Below are 15,785 nucleotides of genomic sequence, written 5' to 3' on the forward strand. Positions count from 1 at the left end.
TGATTGTTTTAGTGCCGTTGCCCCAGGCACTGTCGAATGAGGATAAAAAGTATATACCCTAAATAATTCGAGGTGCAGAAAGGCGGCAAACGGGTATCGGGGTTATAAGCGCTGTTACTGAGCCTAAACTCAGCATAAAAAATCCGCATAATCCCAACGTTGACAGTCCAGGCCACAACTTTTATTTATAAATACGTTACTTGCATTTGCGCCTGCACCGGTTTCTGTTCTGCCCTTGTGCCATGGTCGCGTTTTTCATTTCCTGACACGAGGTTGATATGACAGAGATCGTTGTTTCCAAATTTGGCGGTACCAGCGTCGCTGATTTTGACGCCATGAACCGTAGCGCGGATATCGTACTTTCCGACGCCAATGTTCGTTTAGTCGTGCTTTCCGCGTCTGCCGGCATCACTAATCTGCTGGTGGCGCTGGCCGAAGGGATGGAGCCTGGCGAACGTTTCGCTACGCTCGACGCCATCCGTAAAATCCAGTTCGATATCCTTGATCGTCTGCGTCATCCGAATGTCATTCGCGAAGAGATTGAACGCCTGCTGGAAAACATCACTATTCTGGCGGAGGCGGCATCGCTGGCGACATCGGCAGCCCTGACCGATGAACTGGTCAGCCACGGCGAGCTGATGTCTACCCTGCTATTTGTTGAGATCCTGCGTGAACGCGACGTACAGGCCCACTGGTTCGACGTGCGCAAAGTGATGCGTACCAGCGATCGCTTTGGTCGTGCGGAACCGGACGTCGCAGCGCTTGCGGAACTGGCCGCGCAGCAGTTGCTCCCGCGCCTGAGCGAAACGTTGGTCATTACTCAGGGCTTTATCGGCAGTGAAAGCAAAGGCCGCACCACGACATTAGGCCGCGGCGGCAGCGACTATACGGCAGCGTTGCTGGCTGAAGCGCTCCATGCCGCGCGGGTTGATATCTGGACAGATGTGCCCGGTATTTACACCACCGACCCGCGCGTAGTGCCCGTCGCGCAGCGAATTGATGAAATCGACTTTGAAGAAGCGGCGGAGATGGCAACCTTCGGCGCAAAAGTACTGCATCCAGCCACCTTGCTCCCGGCCGTGCGTAGCGATATCCCGGTCTTCGTTGGATCCAGTAAAGATCCGCAAGCGGGCGGTACGCTGGTGTGCAATAAAACCCAAAACCCGCCGCTGTTCCGCGCGCTGGCGCTGCGCCGCAATCAAACGCTATTGACGCTGCACAGCCTGAATATGCTGCACTCACGAGGTTTCCTGGCAGAGGTGTTCGGCATTCTGGCGCGGCATAATATTTCGGTAGATCTGATTACCACTTCGGAGGTGAGCGTCGCGCTGACGCTGGATACTACCGGCTCCACCTCCACGGGCGATACGTTACTGACCCAATCCTTATTGATGGAGCTTTCCGCGCTGTGTCGGGTCGAAGTTGAAGAAGGACTGGCGCTGGTCGCGCTGATTGGCAACAACCTGTCAAAAGCCTGCGGTGTTGGTAAAGAAGTGTTTGGCGTCCTGGAACCGTTCAACATTCGCATGATTTGTTACGGCGCCTCCAGCCACAATCTGTGCTTCCTCGTGCCGGGAGACGATGCCGAGAAAGTGGTGCAAAAGCTACATCAGAACTTATTTGAATAATCGCCCTGACACGGCAGCGGGTGAGCGCTATCAGGCAATACGCTGCCGGATGGCGACGCAGGCGCCTTATCCGGCCTGTCGCAGCTCCCGGCGTATAGCGCTTGTCGCTATACGCCATACCCGATATCGCTTACAGCATACGCCGCTGGTGCTGTTTTTCCGTGTGGACCCGCTTAACGATTTTATAGATCCACTGCAGTGTCAAATTGTACTTTTTGGCCAGCTCCGCATAATTACGCCCATCGCACTCGCTGTAAATCTGATAATCCCGTTCCGAAGCCCGACCAGAGATACCTTTGGGAAAATAAATGCTTTGCCCGCCCCAGTTGCGCATCATTCTGTCAGCAATTGCCTGACCGGCATTTTCGGCTGACGCGCTATCAATATTCATGCTTTCAATAAGCACCTGCGACGCATGAAACGCCAGATCGTTAATAATCTCCGGAAGCCGAACCATTTCTTTTGATTTCTGAATCATATTTTATCTCCATATCCAGCACCATGCTCCCCGTGACGGCACCAAAAAGGGAAGCGTAAAAAACGGTGCAATAACTACCTAACAATATATTCAAAATATATATAAATATTTACTATCAACGGCATTTAATTATAAATTAAAAGAATGTATATATCGTTTTCAATTTATAATATGTATTTATTTTATAGGTGAAGTAAGCCTTCACTGATGTCATCATTTTACACAATACTGTATGCATATACAGTTAATTTTTTGCATTTTTTTCTGCGTTCGATCAAAAAGATCGCTTTCCTCACGATCGCGTGAATTTTTAAACTGACTTTAAAAATCAATAAGATAATTTTAATCAAAGATTATTATGACGCAGCAATACCGCCATCGTAGCCTGCCACAGACACATACTGACTCTCCGCAGGCAGCCTCTACCCCCTGCCCCGAAAGCTTTATTTATTCGTTTATTTGTTGGCATTTGACACCATGCGCTAAACATTTTTTAAAGTTATTTATTAAAGCCCTTTTCGTTCTTCCGCTATGGGGAAAAGCGATACTTCTCTCTCAATTATCAGGAGATAGAGTATGCGAAAAATTATTGTTCCCCGACTTTCCGGCTGGCTGATTGCCTCTGTCGTACTGTTTGCGCTTATCGGCTGGACATCATCAGCGCAAATTCCGGTCGTCATCTATAAACTCAGCCTGGTTTCGTTATCAGCGGTGCTGGGTTACTGGCTCGACCGTAGTCTTTTCCCCTGGGCGCGTCCCGACTCCTTTTGCCCCTGGGAAGAATCGCTGTGCTGCGCCGCGGCGATGATTCGTCGCGCGATCATCGTTGCGGCAATTTGCCTTGCCGTCGCGCTGGGGCTGTAACGATGCGTTATCAATACGTATGCCTGGTCTGCGTTATGACTTTCTTGTCTGCCGAAGCTGCCGAACCGCCGCGCGCTTCTCTGCAATGGCGAAACGAAGTGATTCGTACCGCGCGCGAAATCTGGGGGCTTAACGCCCCCGTTGCTGATTTTGCCGGGCAACTACATCAGGAATCCGGCTGGGCGCCTGACGCCCGTTCCCCGGCGGGCGCGCAGGGGATGGCGCAATTTATGCCTGCAACGGCAAAATGGGTAAGCCAGTTGTACCCAGCGCTTCGCGAGAACAAGCCGTTTAATCCCGCCTGGGCGATACGCGCGCTGGTACAGTATGACCGCCAGTTGTGGAAAAGTGTGTCAGCAAAAAATAGCTGCCAGCGAATGGCTTTCACTCTGAGCGCCTATAACGGCGGGCAAGGCTGGGTTAACAGAGATAAAAAGCTGGCCGCCGCAAAGGGGTTAGATACGTCCATCTGGTTTGAACATGTAGAACGCGTTAACGCCGGGCGCAGCGCCGCAAACTGGCGCGAGAATCGTCACTACCCCAAAGCGATTTTATACCAACATGCTCCCCGTTATTTGCAATGGGGGCAGGCTAGCTGCATTCATTAATCAGAGGGAGTAATGAAACTCAGTATCGATTTTTGGGAAGTCATCTCCCTCTTACTTTCGTTTGTTGGATTAATGTTTGCTGCCGGTAAATTGCTGCTGGCGCAAATTGAAAAACGGCTGAATGAACGTTTTGAAGCACTGGAAGCTGCCCGGCGCGAATCAGAAGCGGGCTGGTCCAGGCTGGAGAGAGAATTTCTGGAATTTCGCGCCGATTTACCGCTGCATTATGTCCGCCGCGAGGATTATCTTCGCGGCCAGGCCGTTCTGGAAGCAAAACTGGATGCGCTTTATAGCAAAATAGAACTGATTCAACGAGGTAACCTTTAAACAAATCCCCGTCGTTTATACGCCGGGGATTTGTTATTTGTTTTAACTTTTTTCTCTAAAGGAGATTAAAAGACGCCTCGCGCCTGATACATCAAAATACGTCTGAACGATAACGAAGAGAGAATATTATCTCTCCCGGTAAATCAAGGAAAAGCGTATATGGAAACATTATCTGTTATACAGGCCGTGGCGAATAGACTACGTGAATTAAACCCTGATATGGATATACATATTTCATCAACCGATGCGAAAGTATATATCCCAACAGGACAGCAGGTAACGGTATTAATTCACTACTGCGGTTCGGTTTTTGCCGAACCAGAAAATACGGATGCCACGGTACAAAAACAACTAATCCGGATTTCCGCCACCGTTATTGTTCCGCAAATAAGTGACGCGATAAACGCGCTGGATCGTCTACGTCGCTCGTTGGGGGGCATTGAACTTCCCGACTGTGATCGTCCGCTCTGGCTGGAAAGCGAAAAATATATCGGCGACGCCGCAAACTTCTGCCGTTACGCCCTGGATATGACCGCCAGCACCCTGTTTATCGCGGAACAGGAAAGCAAGGCCCCCCCCTGCTTACAGTCGTTAATTATGAGGAAATTCAATGAAATATATCTACAGTGGCCCGGCAAGCGGCGTCACGCTCGCCGACGGTCAGGAAGTCTTACTGTGGCCCAATAGCGAAATCTCGCTACCGGAAGATAACGAGTGGGTAATCACCATGATTGCCCGCCGTCACCTGGCGCCAGTGGTTACGCAAGAAGTAGAAACTAATGAAGAGGAAATTGTCCATGGCAGCTAATTACCTGCACGGTGTAGAGACCATTGAGATCGAAACCGGCCCACGTCCGGTTAAGGCGGTTAAATCTGCGGTTATTGGTCTGATCGGCACCGCGCCATGCGGCCCGGTTAACCAGCCGACGCTGTGTCTTTCTGAAAGCGACGCGGCGCAGTTTGGCCCAGGCCTGGCAAATTTCACCATCCCGCAGGCGCTGAAGGCGATCTACGATCACGGCGCGGGGACGGTCGTGGTGATTAACGTGCTGAATCCGGCGGTACACAAAAGTACCATTCCCAGTGAAACCGTGAAGGTTGATGACAATGGTCTGATTCAACTCAAGCACGGGGCCGTGCAAACGATGAGCATTGGCCGCAGCACGAACGCCGGAAACGCTTATATCAAAGGCACCGATTACACCATTGATATGCTGACCGGTAAAATCACCTGCATGGGAACCAACCTGAAACCCGGCGTTCAGGCCTATGTAAATTATACTTACGCCGATCCCACCAAAGTGACTGCCGCCGATATTGTTGGCGCGGTAAACACGGCGGGTGACCGTACCGGTATGAAGCTGTTACAGGACACCTGGAACCAGTTTGGTTTTTACGCAAAGATCCTGATTGCGCCGGTCTTTTGTACGCAAAACTCGGTCGCCGTTAAGCTTATCGCTCAGGCAGAAGCGCTGGGAGCCATTACCTACATTGATGCGCCCATCGGCACGACTTTCCAGCAGGTTCTGGCAGGGCGCGGCCCGCAGGGGGCGATTAACTTCAATACCAGTTCCGATCGCGCGCGTCTGTGCTATCCGTATGTCAAAGTTTACGACAGTGCAACAAATGCAGAGGTTCTGGAACCACTCTCCTCCCGCGCCGCTGGCCTGCGTGCCAAAGTGGATCTGGAAAAAGGCTTCTGGTGGAGCAACTCCAATCAGGAAATTCAGGGCATTACCGGCGTAGAGCGCTCGCTGTCAGCGATGATCGACGATCCGCAAAGCGAAGTGAATCAACTGAACGAAAACGGCATCACCACCATCTTCAACAGCTATGGCTCCGGTTTGCGCCTGTGGGGCAACCGTACTGCTGCCTGGCCGACCGTTACTCATATGCGTAACTTTGAGAACGTGCGCCGTACTGGTGATGTGATTAACGAATCGATTCGTTATTTCAGCCAGCAGTATATGGATATGCCGATAAACCAGGCGCTGATCGACGCGCTAACCGAATCGGTGAACACCTGGGGCCGCAAGCTGATTGCCGACGGCGCGCTGTTGGGTTTTGAATGCTGGTACGACCCGGCGCGTAACGAACAGACTGAACTGGCAGCCGGGCATCTGTTGCTGAGCTATAAATTCACCCCGCCGCCGCCGCTGGAACGTCTGACGTTTGAAACCGAAATTACCTCTGAATATTTAGTTTCTCTGGAGAGCAATCGCTAATGGCTGGAAAAATTCAAATTAACCGTATTACCAACGCCAATATTTATCTTGATGGTAATAATCTTTTAGGTCGCGCGAGTGAAATTAAACTGCCTGACATCAGCATGATTATGCAGGAGCATAAAGCGTTGGGGATGGTCGGTAAAATTGAACTGCCTGCCGGTTTTGACAAACTGGAAGGTGAAATTAAATGGAACTCGTTTTACCACGACGTCATGCGTAAAACGGCAAACCCGTGGCAGGCGCTGGCATTGCAGTGCCGCTCCAGTATCGATTGTTATAACTCGCAGGGTAAAGCGGATCAGTTAGCGCTGGTGACGCATATGACCGTAATGTTTAAAAAGAACCCGCTGGGAACGTTTAAACAGAATGAAAACCCGGAATTCAGCAGCGCCTTCGGCTGCACTTATATTAAACAGGTGGTTGACGGTGAAACGCTTCTTGAACTGGATTATCTGGCGAATATTTTCCGCGTAAATGGCACGGATCAATTAAATGCCTACCGCAATAATATTGGCGGTTAATTACTTCGGGGCTACGGCCCCGAATTTAACACGACGAATAAGGACTACACCATGAACGAAAAATATACCCTGCAATTCCCGTTTACCTCCGCCGCCGGGGAACGTATCGACGTTCTGCAATTACGTCGCCTGAAGGTAAAAGATATGCGTGCTGCGCGACGCGCCAGCGATAAACCGGAAGAGTGGGATGAGCCGCTGATGGCGGCTATGACCGGGCTGGTAGCCGAAGATCTGGCGGAAATGGATCTGCTGGACTATCAGGCACTGCAGAAACGATTTCAGGCCATGCTTAGCATGGCTACAGAACCCACAGCAGTTGTGGCAGGCAATGGCGCTGCTGGCGAGGTGGTTTCGCTTTCCGCCCAGTGAAATTGACGCGCTGTCGGTTGACGATTTTACCTGCTGGCTGAACGAAGCCAGCGCGCAAATTAAACACGAATACGACTCGCAGGCTTAATGCCTGTGGGTTTCCTGACCCAGGCCCGGTTCACTCCTTCCCTGTTCTTTTTCCGGCAAGCAGCCTGTTACCGGGCAACTTATACGAGACACTATTTTGGCCAACGACATTATTACTCAGCTTCAGGCGCGTAATGAGACGTTGACGCAGGCAATAGCCCGTTACGGCTCACTCAACGCCAGCACGCTGCACACGCTCAGCTTTGAGCAAACAAAAATCACCCGGCTTACGCAACAGCTCGCTAACTCCGCCCTTCGCCGGGAAGAGAACGATAAACAGCGCGCCGGGTTGCTGGAAAAAACACAAACGTTCGCCGGGCAGTTCGGCAAGCTCCTGAACGTTGAGACTCCCGACTGGAAGCTGCCCTACGAATTTCAGGGCAACATGGTCGATATGGCGGCGAAAGGCGGCATGGATAACACCGCGCGGGACGCCCTGAGCCTGAATATCCGCGACTGGAGCCTTGATTTCAATCAGGATCAAAAAGATCTGCAAAGCGCCGCCGCCACGATGATCGAAGGCGGCGTCAGCGCATTGCAGGATCTTAGCCGCTACATGCCCGATATCGCCAAAGCCGCGACCGCCTCCCGCGACAGCGCGCAAAGCTGGACGCAGGCGGCTCTGGCCACTCGCGACAAACTGAACATCGCCCCTGACGACTTCCGTTTTGCGCAAAATATGCTGTACAGCGTGGCAAAAAGCGGCGGCGGCTCCGTTGCAGAACAAACCCAGTGGATTAACGCCTTTGCCGGAAAAACCGACGCTCAGGGGAAAAAAGGCATTGCGGAACTGACCGCAACGATGCAAATCGCCATGAAAAACGCCCCTGACGCAGGCGCGGCGGCAGCGAATTTCGACCATTTCCTGAAATCTACCTTCTCGAAAGAGACGGACAGTTGGTTTGCCCGCCAGGGCGTGGATCTTCAGGGATCGCTGCTGGAACATCAGCAAAACGGGATCGGCGTGACGGAAGCGATGACCCACATCGTGCAGATGCCACTGGAGAAAATGAACCCGCAGATCCTCGACACCTTCAGGCAAACCATGAAGATTGAGGATCTTTCCGCGCGCGGCAACGCGCTACAGACCATGACGGAGAAATTTAACCTCGGCGCGATGTTCGGCGATGCGCAAACGCGGGATTTTCTCGCCCCGATGCTGGCGAATATGGCCGAATATCGCCAGCTAAAAGCCTCCGCAATGCAGGCTGCGGGGCAACATTTTATCAATGATGACTTCGCCGCGAAAATGACATCGCCCGGAGAACAGACCAAAGCGTTACAACTTTCACTTAACGATCTGTGGCTGACCGTCGGTATGGAGCTGATGCCCGCCATTGGCGAACTGGCGCAAAGCATCACGCCGCTGGTGCGGCAGTTCAGCGCCTGGCTGCGGGAAAATCCGGCGCTGGTGCAAGGGGTCGCCAAAGTCGTTGGCGTAATCTGGCTGTTCAACGGGGCGCTGAATATTCTCAGGCTGGGAGCAAACCTCATTGCGTCACCGTTTATTCGCCTGATCGATATCTTCCTGGAGGTCAAAGCCGGTCTGGCGCTGGGCGGCGGCAGTCGCGCGCTGTCGGTTCTGAAATCGTTTGGCAACGGTGCGAAAAGCCTGACGATGCTGCTGGGAAACGGCCTGATAAAAGGGCTACGGCTGGTCGGCCAGACATTTATCTGGCTGGGTCGGGCGCTGCTGATGAACCCTGTCGGCCTGACTATCACCGCTATCGCAGGCGCCGCCTATTTACTTTATCGCTACTGGGAACCGATTTCCGGTTTCTTTGCCGGAGTCTGGGAGCGTATCAAAACCGCCTTTGACGGAGGTATTGCTGGCGTCACGCGTCTGATTCTCGACTGGTCGCCGCTGGGGCTGTTTTACCGTGCCTTCGCCAGCGTAATGGACTGGTTTGGCATTGAACTCCCCGCCAGCTTCAGCGAATTTGGCGGCAATATTCTGGATAGCCTGATCAACGGCATTCTGAATGCGCTTCCTTTCCTGAACGGGGCGATTGAGAAGATAAAAGCGCTGATCCCCGACTGGGCGAAAAGCGCGCTGGGCATCAGCGCTAAAATGCCGTCTGTCGCCGCCGCCGTCCCCGGTATTGCCGGAACAATGGTCGCGCAACAGGCCAGCGCGCCGCTGGCATCGGGAGCGAAAGCGGTGACAACGCCGCTGGCGTCCACGGCCAAAACGATGGCCTCGCCACAGCCTGTGAAGACGAAAAGCGCCGCCACGCCGCCGACGCCAGCCGCGCTTCCCGGCAAATCCGGCGGGAAACCTTATACGCTGCCCTCCCGCGCGCAAAGCAACGTGCAGGTACACTTTTCCCCGCAGGTTACCGTGCAGGGAAGCGGCGCGAATGCCGCTAAAGATATCAACAACGTGCTGTCGCTGAGCAAACGCGAGCTGGAGAGAATGATTAACGATGTCATGGCGCAACAACGGCGCCGGGAGTACGCATAATGTATGCCGTATTAGGCGAAATAGAATTTGACGTCGTCGCTTACTGGGACGAATTTGAAAGCACGATGGGCGTGGATTATACCAGCCATGCCCGTATTGAAGGGAAACCGGGCGTGCAATTTATCGGCGATAAGCTGGACAAAATTACCCTGAAATTCAACTTTCATAGTCAGTATTGCCAGCCGACCACCGAGCTGAACCGTCTGCGGGAAGCGATGACCGCGCACCAGGCGATGGCGCTGGTGTTCGGCAACGGCGATTATCGCGGCTGGTTCGTGATTACCGATCTGACCGCTACCCACCAGCACACCGATCCTTACGGTAACGTCATTGCCCAGGGCGGCAGTCTGTCGCTACAGGAGTACACCGGCGATCCGAAGAGCCCGCTGCTGCCTCCGGCCATCACCACCCAGGAACCGAACATTGACGAGATGTTGGATGAGCTTCCCGACGTTAGCGATTCCTGGTTCGATGAACTGCTGAGCGCCGTTGAAGAGGGTATGCGTGAAGCCAAAGAGATGATGGATGAGGTGGCCGACGCCATTGATGACATCAAAAAAACGATCGCCCAGGCGAAAGAGCTGGTGAAGGAAGCCAAAGCGCTGAAAGAAAAATGCGGCGATATCGTCGATTCGCTGAAAAAAACCATGAGTTCGATAGACGCGCTGTTCCAGCAGCCGCTGGATCTGCAAACGCTGGCCGGGCTGCCGAAAGCGCTGGCGGCAAAAATGCAGGAACTGATCGACAGCCTGCCGGGGATCCGCGAATGCGCGGGTGATGCTGGCACGCTTATCGAACACGCCGAATCGCTGTTTGACACTATCACCAGCAGCGTCGCGGAAGCGACTTACGACAGCGCCGCGACGCTGGTCAACCAGGCGCGCGGCACGCTGCAAACAAGCGCCCCTGACGTGAGCCAGCTTGCCGCCGCCGATATTACGAGGAGTCTGTAATGCGCTACCTTGAACATGTCACTACCGACGGCGAACGCTGGGATAATCTCGCCTGGCGCTATTACGGCGATGCGCTGGCCTACGAACGCATCATCGCGGCCAATCCGCACGTCGCTATTATGCCGGTTTTGCCGTCAGGCGTGCGGCTGATCATCCCGGTTATCAGCGTCACGCAAACGACCCCGGAGCTACCGCCATGGCTGAGATAACGGTATCCGGCGGGGTGTTCGCCACCCTGACGCCCATTTTTACCCTTTGGTACGGACATAAAGAGATCACTTACGACATTACGCCTTATGTCACCAGCATCAGTTACAGCGACAGCATTAAAAACGAGTCGGATGTTATTGCCATTGCGCTGGAAGATAGCGCCGGGCGCTGGGTAAACGAATGGTATCCGGGAAAAGGCGACACGCTGGCGCTGCGCCTGGGTTATCAGGGCGAAGATCTGCTCGATTGCGGAACCTATATCATTGATAAAATTGATATCAGCGCGCCGCCTTCGACGGTCAATATCGACGGTATCGCTACCTCGGTCAGCAAAGCGCTACGCACCAAAAACAGCCAGGGCTTTGAGGAGACGACGCTTTCCGCCATCGCCAGTCGCATCGCGCAAAAACACGGTTTAACGCTGGCGGGCAAGATTGCGCCGCTGACGATTGATCGGGTTACGCAATATGCCGAAACCGACGTGGCGTTTCTCAAACGGCTGGCGAGTGAATATGGCTATACCGTGAAAGTGACGGCGACGGAGCTGATCTTTTCGCATCTGCCGACGCTACGCTGTCTGGCGCCGGTGAAGACGCTCAGGCGGACGGATATTTCGCACTACACGTTCAAAGATACCATCAACCGGATCTACAAAAACGCCACCGTGCAACATCAAAATAGCAAGCAAAAAGAACTGGTTATTTACACCCATGACAGCCAGAAAAAAGCCCCGGCGCGCGGTGCGGCGACCAGCGCCGATACCCTGAAGATCAACAGTCGCGCTCCGGATACCGGCGCGGCACAGGCTAAAGCCAACGCCGCGCTGGACAGCCACAACGAATACCAGCAAACCGGCACGCTCAGCATGATGGGCTGCCCGCAGTTGACGGCGGGCAATAAGATAGAACTGAGCGATTTTGGCGTACTTTCCGGGCAGTGGCTGATTGATAAATCCATGCACAAACTCACGCGCAGCGGCGGCTACACTACCGAAATCGACATTTCACGCGGACCGGCAACCAGCCAGTAAGGAGGCAATATGAAAGGCGTTACCCGCCAGACGGGTATTATCAGCGATATTGATGAGGCGGTCGTGCGCGTCAGAGTCACTCTACCGGAGTGCGATAACCTGCGCAGTAACTGGCTTGCGGTGCTGCAACGCAACACGCAGGACAACAAAGATTACTGGTTGCCGGATATTGGCGAACAGGTGGAGGTTTTGCTCGACGACAACGGCGAGGATGGGGTGGTGCTGGGCGCGGTCTACTCCAGCGTGGATACCGCGCCGCTGGCCTCGCGCGACAAGCGCTACGTGCAGTTTTCCGACGGCGCGGCCTTTGAATATGACCGTGCGTTACACCAGCTCACCGTCAACGGCGGCATAGAAAAAATCGTCATTGAAGTGAAGGAACGTACGCAGCTTACTTCACCGCAAGTAGAGGTCAGGGCGCAGCACGTTACGGTGATATCAGAAACCGTAGACGTGGCGGCCACCTCCGTGGGCGTCAAGGCGGTAGATGTCAACGTGGAAGCGCCCCATACGGGCATTAAAGCGCTGAATGTCACCGTCGATGCGCCGCTCAGCACCTTTACCGGCGACGTTACCGTGATGAAAAAACTCACCTGGCTTGGCGGTATGGCCGGTAGCGGCGGTATTGGAAACAGCGCGGTGATTACCGGCAACGTGAATGTCCTCGGCCACGTTAACGCCAGCGGTTCAGTGATGGACAGCGGCGGCAACTCCAACCACCACTCTCACTAACCTGCAAATTGCTGCTGGATGGTGGCTTCGCCTTATCCAGCCTGCAAAAGGTGCATAAACACCGGCCCGGTAAGCGCAGAAGCGCCACCGGGCAAATTGCTGGAGGATGTTTATTTCAGCGCAACGTGATTAAGCCCTTTTCCCGCGCTATTTCCGATGAAAATGTAATCACTTTGCGCTGCAAATATTGCATATATGTATATTGGAAAACTAACGCTATTTTTTACTTTAACTTCGCCCTGCTTACATAAAATCTGCTGTTCAGGAATGATCCTCTCAGTTTTGTCTGGTAGACTTCGCTGAATTACAACTTCTTGATTGCTATAATGATAAAATTATTTATAAAGTACGTTTCGATAGGCGTACTTAATACTGCTTTGCACTGGGCTATCTTTGCCCTTTGCGTCTATGGATTTCAAACAAGTCAGGCTTTGGCAAACGTAACGGGCTTTGCTGTCGCTGTCAGTTTTAGTTTTTTCGCTAACGCCCGGTTTACCTTTGGAGCCAGCGTATCAACCGGACGTTATTTGCTGTACGTCGGTTTTATGGGGGTGCTGAGCGCCGTCGTGGGATGGACAGGCGACAAGTGTGCTATGCCTCCCATTTTTACGCTCATTGTATTTTCCGCAATTAGCCTTATTTGCGGATTTTTATATTCCAGATTCATTGTTTTCAGGAATGAGAAATGAAAATTTCATTAGTGGTTCCCGTCTTTAATGAAGAGGACGCGATCCCTATTTTCTATAAAACGGTCAGAGAATACAGTTCACTTAAACCTTATGACGTTGAGATTGTCTTCGTTAATGATGGGAGTCACGATGCGACTGAATCAATCATCAGCGCATTAGCTGTTGCCGATCCTCTTGTTGTTCCGATCTCATTTACCCGCAATTTTGGTAAAGAACCTGCACTTTTTGCCGGATTAGATCACGCGACCGGAGATGTGGTGATCCCTATCGATGTTGATTTACAAGATCCCATCGAAGTAATCCCACATTTGATCAATAAATGGCAGGCTGGTGCAGAAATGGTGCTGGCTAAGCGTATCGATCGTTCAACGGATGGCCACCTGAAGCGTAAAAGCGCTGAGTGGTTCTACAGGCTGCATAACAAAATCAGTACGCCAAAGATTGAAGAGAATGTCGGTGATTTTCGATTGATGTCGCGCGAGATTGTAGAAAATATCAAGCTATTACCAGAACGTAACCTTTTCATGAAAGGTATACTTTCATGGGTTGGAGGTCAAACAGATGTTGTCGAATATGCCCGTGCTGAACGTGTCGCAGGTAGCTCAAAATTTAATGGCTGGAAACTCTGGAACCTGGCGCTGGAGGGGATTACAAGTTTTTCTACTTTCCCTTTGCGTATCTGGACGTATATAGGAGTGAGCGTTTCTGCCCTCTCCCTGATATATGCCATGTGGATGATCATTGATAAATTGATGTGGGGAAACCCTGTTCCTGGTTATCCTTCGCTTATGACCGCGATTCTCTTCTTAGGCGGCATCCAGCTTATCGGCATAGGCATCATGGGTGAATATATCGGACGCGTTTACACGGAGGTGAAGCAAAGACCCCGCTATATCGTGAAAAACAAAAAAACAATGATGGAATAATGATTACTATGCTCAAGATATTACCGAAAACGGCGATGATACTACTGGCTTTTTTGGCCATTTTTCTTATTGAATGGTATACCCCCATTCACTCTGATGATTACCGCTATTACCTTTTAGGAATTTCGCCGGAATCACATTTTCATCATTATATGACATGGAGTGGCAGGATTATAGCTGATTACACCAGCGCACTTATCCTGTATACACGTTCTCAACTCGTGTATTCCATCAGCGCTGCCGTTTCGACACTGGTATTTTGTTATTTCATTGTGAAGACACCCTCAGGTACATTACGCTGGAATAAATCCGACTACTTATTATTCCCACTAATATTCTTCACTTACTGGATTTCGAACCCGAATTTGGGTCAAACCACTTTCTGGATCGTTGGTGCTGCGAATTATTTGTGGACGAATCTGTTCGTTGTTGCATGGCTGTTCTTCTTTTACACCATAACAATAAAAAACAGTAAAGCGATCAGCCCGTGGGTTGCATTACTAAGCTTTATGGCAGGCTGTTCCAATGAAAGCGTCTCACCTTTCGTCTCGCTTATTTCTGTTCTGGCCATTGCATACGAGTTATGGCAAAACAAATCTGTTTCGCGCAATAAGATAGTTTATAGTCTCTGTGCAATCGCAGGTTCATGCGTATTGATACTTTCTCCGGGCAATTTCATCCGCGCCAGCGGCAAAGAATTCTGGTATGGAAGACCGATTTTTGAACGTATTTTCATTCACTTAACAGAACGCGTTCATAACCATCTGGCGCTGATCTGGATAGCTTATGTTGTTTTGTTATTGCTGGTCTTACTGGTCATATTCAATAAGCAGATTCGCGCCAAAATTGATAAAACGTCCCTTATCTGCGCTGCGTTAGTCGTATGTATAGGTATTAGCACTTCCTTAATCATGTTCGCGTCGCCGTCCTACCCCGATCGGGTTATGAACGGTACGTTTATGTTTTTCCTTTTAGCTATCTCCTTCATCGCTTACGCCCTGTTGAAAAGTGGCGTTAAGGCTGGAGTCGTAGGCGTAACTGCCGTGACTGTCCTCTGTGGTATCGTATTCCTTTGGTCCTATTCATTGATGCTTAACGGTTATAAAAAAACGGCCGGACAGGAAATCGTAAGACAAAAAATCATTACTAAAGAAATAGCGGCAGGTAAACAGAAGTTTATCATCCCTGACTATTATTTCGTCAAGTTGCAAAATAGCGGTGGTCATTTTGGTTTATTCCATGATCCTGCTGTTTACGGCGAGTATTATCATGTACAAGCTATTTTCAAAAAGAAAGTCAATTTTGATTATTCTGTAATCGCTAATGGAGCGAAGCACAGCCTTTCCAATGAAACGACGGCTTATAGCAACACCCGCGGGGATTTCGCTATTATCAGCCGGGAGCAGCTAACGGGTTCGATCACACTCTCGGTTAATGGACGGCAGAAAACGATTCCAGTTGAAAAAATGAAGCACGCAGAAATCAATGATGAATTCTGGTACTACGCTTCTGTAGGCAAAGGTGAAATTACAGCAATTTCATTTTAACTTTACGTAAAACGCGATCTTCGCCATTTAACAAAATGTGCATCAACACAGGCCCGGTAAGCGCAGAAGCGCCACCGGGCAAAACACATTCTGACCCCGCCATCAATTATTTCCTTAAAGCGCT

18 protein-coding genes and 1 pseudogene are annotated in these 15,785 nt (G+C 51.5%); 18 read left to right on the plus strand and 1 reads right to left on the minus strand.

The annotated features are described in order from the left end of the window. Window positions 1-278: 278 nt before the first annotated feature. Window positions 279-1,628, plus strand: coding sequence for a lysine-sensitive aspartokinase 3 (gene lysC / locus ABVN36_RS22190; protein WP_000136394.1), 1,350 nt, complete (start codon window positions 279-281; stop codon window positions 1,626-1,628). A gap of 130 nt (window positions 1,629-1,758) precedes the next feature. On the opposite strand, the gene ABVN36_RS22195 is transcribed toward lysC, so the two are convergent. Continuing rightward, complete coding sequence (locus ABVN36_RS22195; RefSeq protein ID WP_000615248.1) at window positions 1,759-2,106, minus strand: Mor transcription activator family protein; 348 nt, start codon at window positions 2,104-2,106, stop codon at window positions 1,759-1,761. Window positions 2,107-2,682: 576 nt separating this feature from the next. On the opposite strand from ABVN36_RS22195, the gene ABVN36_RS22200 reads away from it, so the two are divergent. From ABVN36_RS22200 to ABVN36_RS22280, 17 genes and pseudogenes are all read left to right on the plus strand, one after another. Then, window positions 2,683-2,970, plus strand: coding sequence for a putative holin (locus ABVN36_RS22200; protein ID WP_001226439.1), 288 nt, complete (start codon window positions 2,683-2,685; stop codon window positions 2,968-2,970). 2 nt (window positions 2,971-2,972) lie between these two features. Beyond that, window positions 2,973-3,578, plus strand: a complete 606-nt coding sequence (locus tag ABVN36_RS22205; RefSeq protein WP_001270445.1) for a lytic transglycosylase domain-containing protein — start codon at window positions 2,973-2,975, stop codon at window positions 3,576-3,578. Window positions 3,579-3,590: 12 nt separating this feature from the next. Then, window positions 3,591-3,905 carry a hypothetical protein gene (locus ABVN36_RS22210; RefSeq protein WP_023138085.1) on the plus strand — a complete coding sequence of 105 codons (315 nt, stop codon included), beginning with the start codon at window positions 3,591-3,593 and terminating at the stop codon, window positions 3,903-3,905. A gap of 159 nt (window positions 3,906-4,064) precedes the next feature. Further along, window positions 4,065-4,519, plus strand: a pseudogene (locus tag ABVN36_RS22215) (Gp37 family protein). Further along, complete coding sequence (locus ABVN36_RS22220) at window positions 4,516-4,713, plus strand: hypothetical protein (protein ID WP_000875313.1); 198 nt, start codon at window positions 4,516-4,518, stop codon at window positions 4,711-4,713. Before ABVN36_RS22215 ends, ABVN36_RS22220 begins: the two are co-directional and overlap by 4 nt. After that, the gene (locus tag ABVN36_RS22225) at window positions 4,703-6,130 is read left to right on the plus strand and encodes a phage tail sheath family protein (RefSeq protein ID WP_023138087.1); all 1,428 of its coding nucleotides are present in this window, start codon (window positions 4,703-4,705) and stop codon (window positions 6,128-6,130) included. The genes ABVN36_RS22220 and ABVN36_RS22225 overlap by 11 nt, the downstream gene beginning before the upstream one ends. After that, window positions 6,130-6,654: a phage major tail tube protein gene (locus tag ABVN36_RS22230; RefSeq protein ID WP_023138088.1), complete on the plus strand. Its 525-nt coding sequence runs from the start codon at window positions 6,130-6,132 to the stop codon at window positions 6,652-6,654. Before ABVN36_RS22225 ends, ABVN36_RS22230 begins: the two co-directional genes overlap by 1 nt. 51 nt (window positions 6,655-6,705) lie before the next feature. Further along, a complete protein-coding gene (locus tag ABVN36_RS22235; RefSeq protein ID WP_001003638.1) occupies window positions 6,706-7,023 on the plus strand; it encodes a phage tail assembly protein in 318 nt (105 codons plus the stop codon). Continuing rightward, window positions 6,983-7,111, plus strand: coding sequence for a GpE family phage tail protein (locus ABVN36_RS22240; RefSeq protein WP_001728452.1), 129 nt, complete (start codon window positions 6,983-6,985; stop codon window positions 7,109-7,111). The genes ABVN36_RS22235 and ABVN36_RS22240 overlap by 41 nt, the downstream gene beginning before the upstream one ends. A 96-nt stretch (window positions 7,112-7,207) precedes the next feature. Next, a complete protein-coding gene (locus tag ABVN36_RS22245; RefSeq protein WP_023138089.1) occupies window positions 7,208-9,574 on the plus strand; it encodes a phage tail tape measure protein in 2,367 nt (788 codons plus the stop codon). Then, window positions 9,574-10,527 (plus strand): phage tail protein, encoded by a 954-nt coding sequence (locus tag ABVN36_RS22250; RefSeq protein ID WP_023138090.1) that lies wholly within the window; start codon window positions 9,574-9,576, stop codon window positions 10,525-10,527. Before ABVN36_RS22245 ends, ABVN36_RS22250 begins: the two co-directional genes overlap by 1 nt. Then, window positions 10,527-10,736, plus strand: a complete 210-nt coding sequence (locus ABVN36_RS22255) for a tail protein X (RefSeq protein WP_001269716.1) — start codon at window positions 10,527-10,529, stop codon at window positions 10,734-10,736. The genes ABVN36_RS22250 and ABVN36_RS22255 overlap by 1 nt, the downstream gene beginning before the upstream one ends. Further along, the gene (locus ABVN36_RS22260) at window positions 10,724-11,767 is read left to right on the plus strand and encodes a phage late control D family protein (protein ID WP_023138091.1); all 1,044 of its coding nucleotides are present in this window, start codon (window positions 10,724-10,726) and stop codon (window positions 11,765-11,767) included. Before ABVN36_RS22255 ends, ABVN36_RS22260 begins: the two co-directional genes overlap by 13 nt. A 9-nt stretch (window positions 11,768-11,776) precedes the next feature. Then, the gene (locus ABVN36_RS22265) at window positions 11,777-12,499 is read left to right on the plus strand and encodes a phage baseplate assembly protein V (RefSeq protein WP_023138092.1); all 723 of its coding nucleotides are present in this window, start codon (window positions 11,777-11,779) and stop codon (window positions 12,497-12,499) included. A gap of 326 nt (window positions 12,500-12,825) precedes the next feature. Continuing rightward, complete coding sequence (locus ABVN36_RS22270; RefSeq protein ID WP_000593184.1) at window positions 12,826-13,188, plus strand: GtrA family protein; 363 nt, start codon at window positions 12,826-12,828, stop codon at window positions 13,186-13,188. Then, complete coding sequence (locus ABVN36_RS22275) at window positions 13,185-14,114, plus strand: glycosyltransferase family 2 protein (protein WP_023138093.1); 930 nt, start codon at window positions 13,185-13,187, stop codon at window positions 14,112-14,114. Before ABVN36_RS22270 ends, ABVN36_RS22275 begins: the two co-directional genes overlap by 4 nt. After that, a complete protein-coding gene (locus ABVN36_RS22280) occupies window positions 14,114-15,661 on the plus strand; it encodes a DUF6056 family protein (protein WP_023138094.1) in 1,548 nt (515 codons plus the stop codon). The genes ABVN36_RS22275 and ABVN36_RS22280 overlap by 1 nt, the downstream gene beginning before the upstream one ends. The last annotated feature ends 124 nt before the right edge of the window (window positions 15,662-15,785 follow it).

Source organism: Salmonella sp. SJTUF15581, assembly GCF_043356775.1.
Classification (GTDB): Bacteria; Pseudomonadota; Gammaproteobacteria; order Enterobacterales; family Enterobacteriaceae; genus Salmonella; species Salmonella enterica.

What these genes read in the sequence shown, in the direction of transcription:
- lysC (WP_000136394.1), top strand. Translation starts at nt 279, where the DNA reads ATGACAGAGATCGTTGTTTCCAAATTTGGCGGTACCAGCGTCGCTGAT.
- ABVN36_RS22195 (WP_000615248.1), bottom strand. Translation starts at nt 2,106, where the DNA reads ATGATTCAGAAATCAAAAGAAATGGTTCGGCTTCCGGAGATTATTAAC.
- ABVN36_RS22200 (WP_001226439.1), top strand. Translation starts at nt 2,683, where the DNA reads ATGCGAAAAATTATTGTTCCCCGACTTTCCGGCTGGCTGATTGCCTCT.
- ABVN36_RS22205 (WP_001270445.1), top strand. Translation starts at nt 2,973, where the DNA reads ATGCGTTATCAATACGTATGCCTGGTCTGCGTTATGACTTTCTTGTCT.
- ABVN36_RS22210 (WP_023138085.1), top strand. Translation starts at nt 3,591, where the DNA reads ATGAAACTCAGTATCGATTTTTGGGAAGTCATCTCCCTCTTACTTTCG.
- ABVN36_RS22220 (WP_000875313.1), top strand. Translation starts at nt 4,516, where the DNA reads ATGAAATATATCTACAGTGGCCCGGCAAGCGGCGTCACGCTCGCCGAC.
- ABVN36_RS22225 (WP_023138087.1), top strand. Translation starts at nt 4,703, where the DNA reads ATGGCAGCTAATTACCTGCACGGTGTAGAGACCATTGAGATCGAAACC.
- ABVN36_RS22230 (WP_023138088.1), top strand. Translation starts at nt 6,130, where the DNA reads ATGGCTGGAAAAATTCAAATTAACCGTATTACCAACGCCAATATTTAT.
- ABVN36_RS22235 (WP_001003638.1), top strand. Translation starts at nt 6,706, where the DNA reads ATGAACGAAAAATATACCCTGCAATTCCCGTTTACCTCCGCCGCCGGG.
- ABVN36_RS22240 (WP_001728452.1), top strand. Translation starts at nt 6,983, where the DNA reads ATGGCGCTGCTGGCGAGGTGGTTTCGCTTTCCGCCCAGTGAAATTGAC.
- ABVN36_RS22250 (WP_023138090.1), top strand. Translation starts at nt 9,574, where the DNA reads ATGTATGCCGTATTAGGCGAAATAGAATTTGACGTCGTCGCTTACTGG.
- ABVN36_RS22255 (WP_001269716.1), top strand. Translation starts at nt 10,527, where the DNA reads ATGCGCTACCTTGAACATGTCACTACCGACGGCGAACGCTGGGATAAT.
- ABVN36_RS22260 (WP_023138091.1), top strand. Translation starts at nt 10,724, where the DNA reads ATGGCTGAGATAACGGTATCCGGCGGGGTGTTCGCCACCCTGACGCCC.
- ABVN36_RS22265 (WP_023138092.1), top strand. Translation starts at nt 11,777, where the DNA reads ATGAAAGGCGTTACCCGCCAGACGGGTATTATCAGCGATATTGATGAG.
- ABVN36_RS22270 (WP_000593184.1), top strand. Translation starts at nt 12,826, where the DNA reads ATGATAAAATTATTTATAAAGTACGTTTCGATAGGCGTACTTAATACT.
- ABVN36_RS22275 (WP_023138093.1), top strand. Translation starts at nt 13,185, where the DNA reads ATGAAAATTTCATTAGTGGTTCCCGTCTTTAATGAAGAGGACGCGATC.
- ABVN36_RS22280 (WP_023138094.1), top strand. Translation starts at nt 14,114, where the DNA reads ATGATTACTATGCTCAAGATATTACCGAAAACGGCGATGATACTACTG.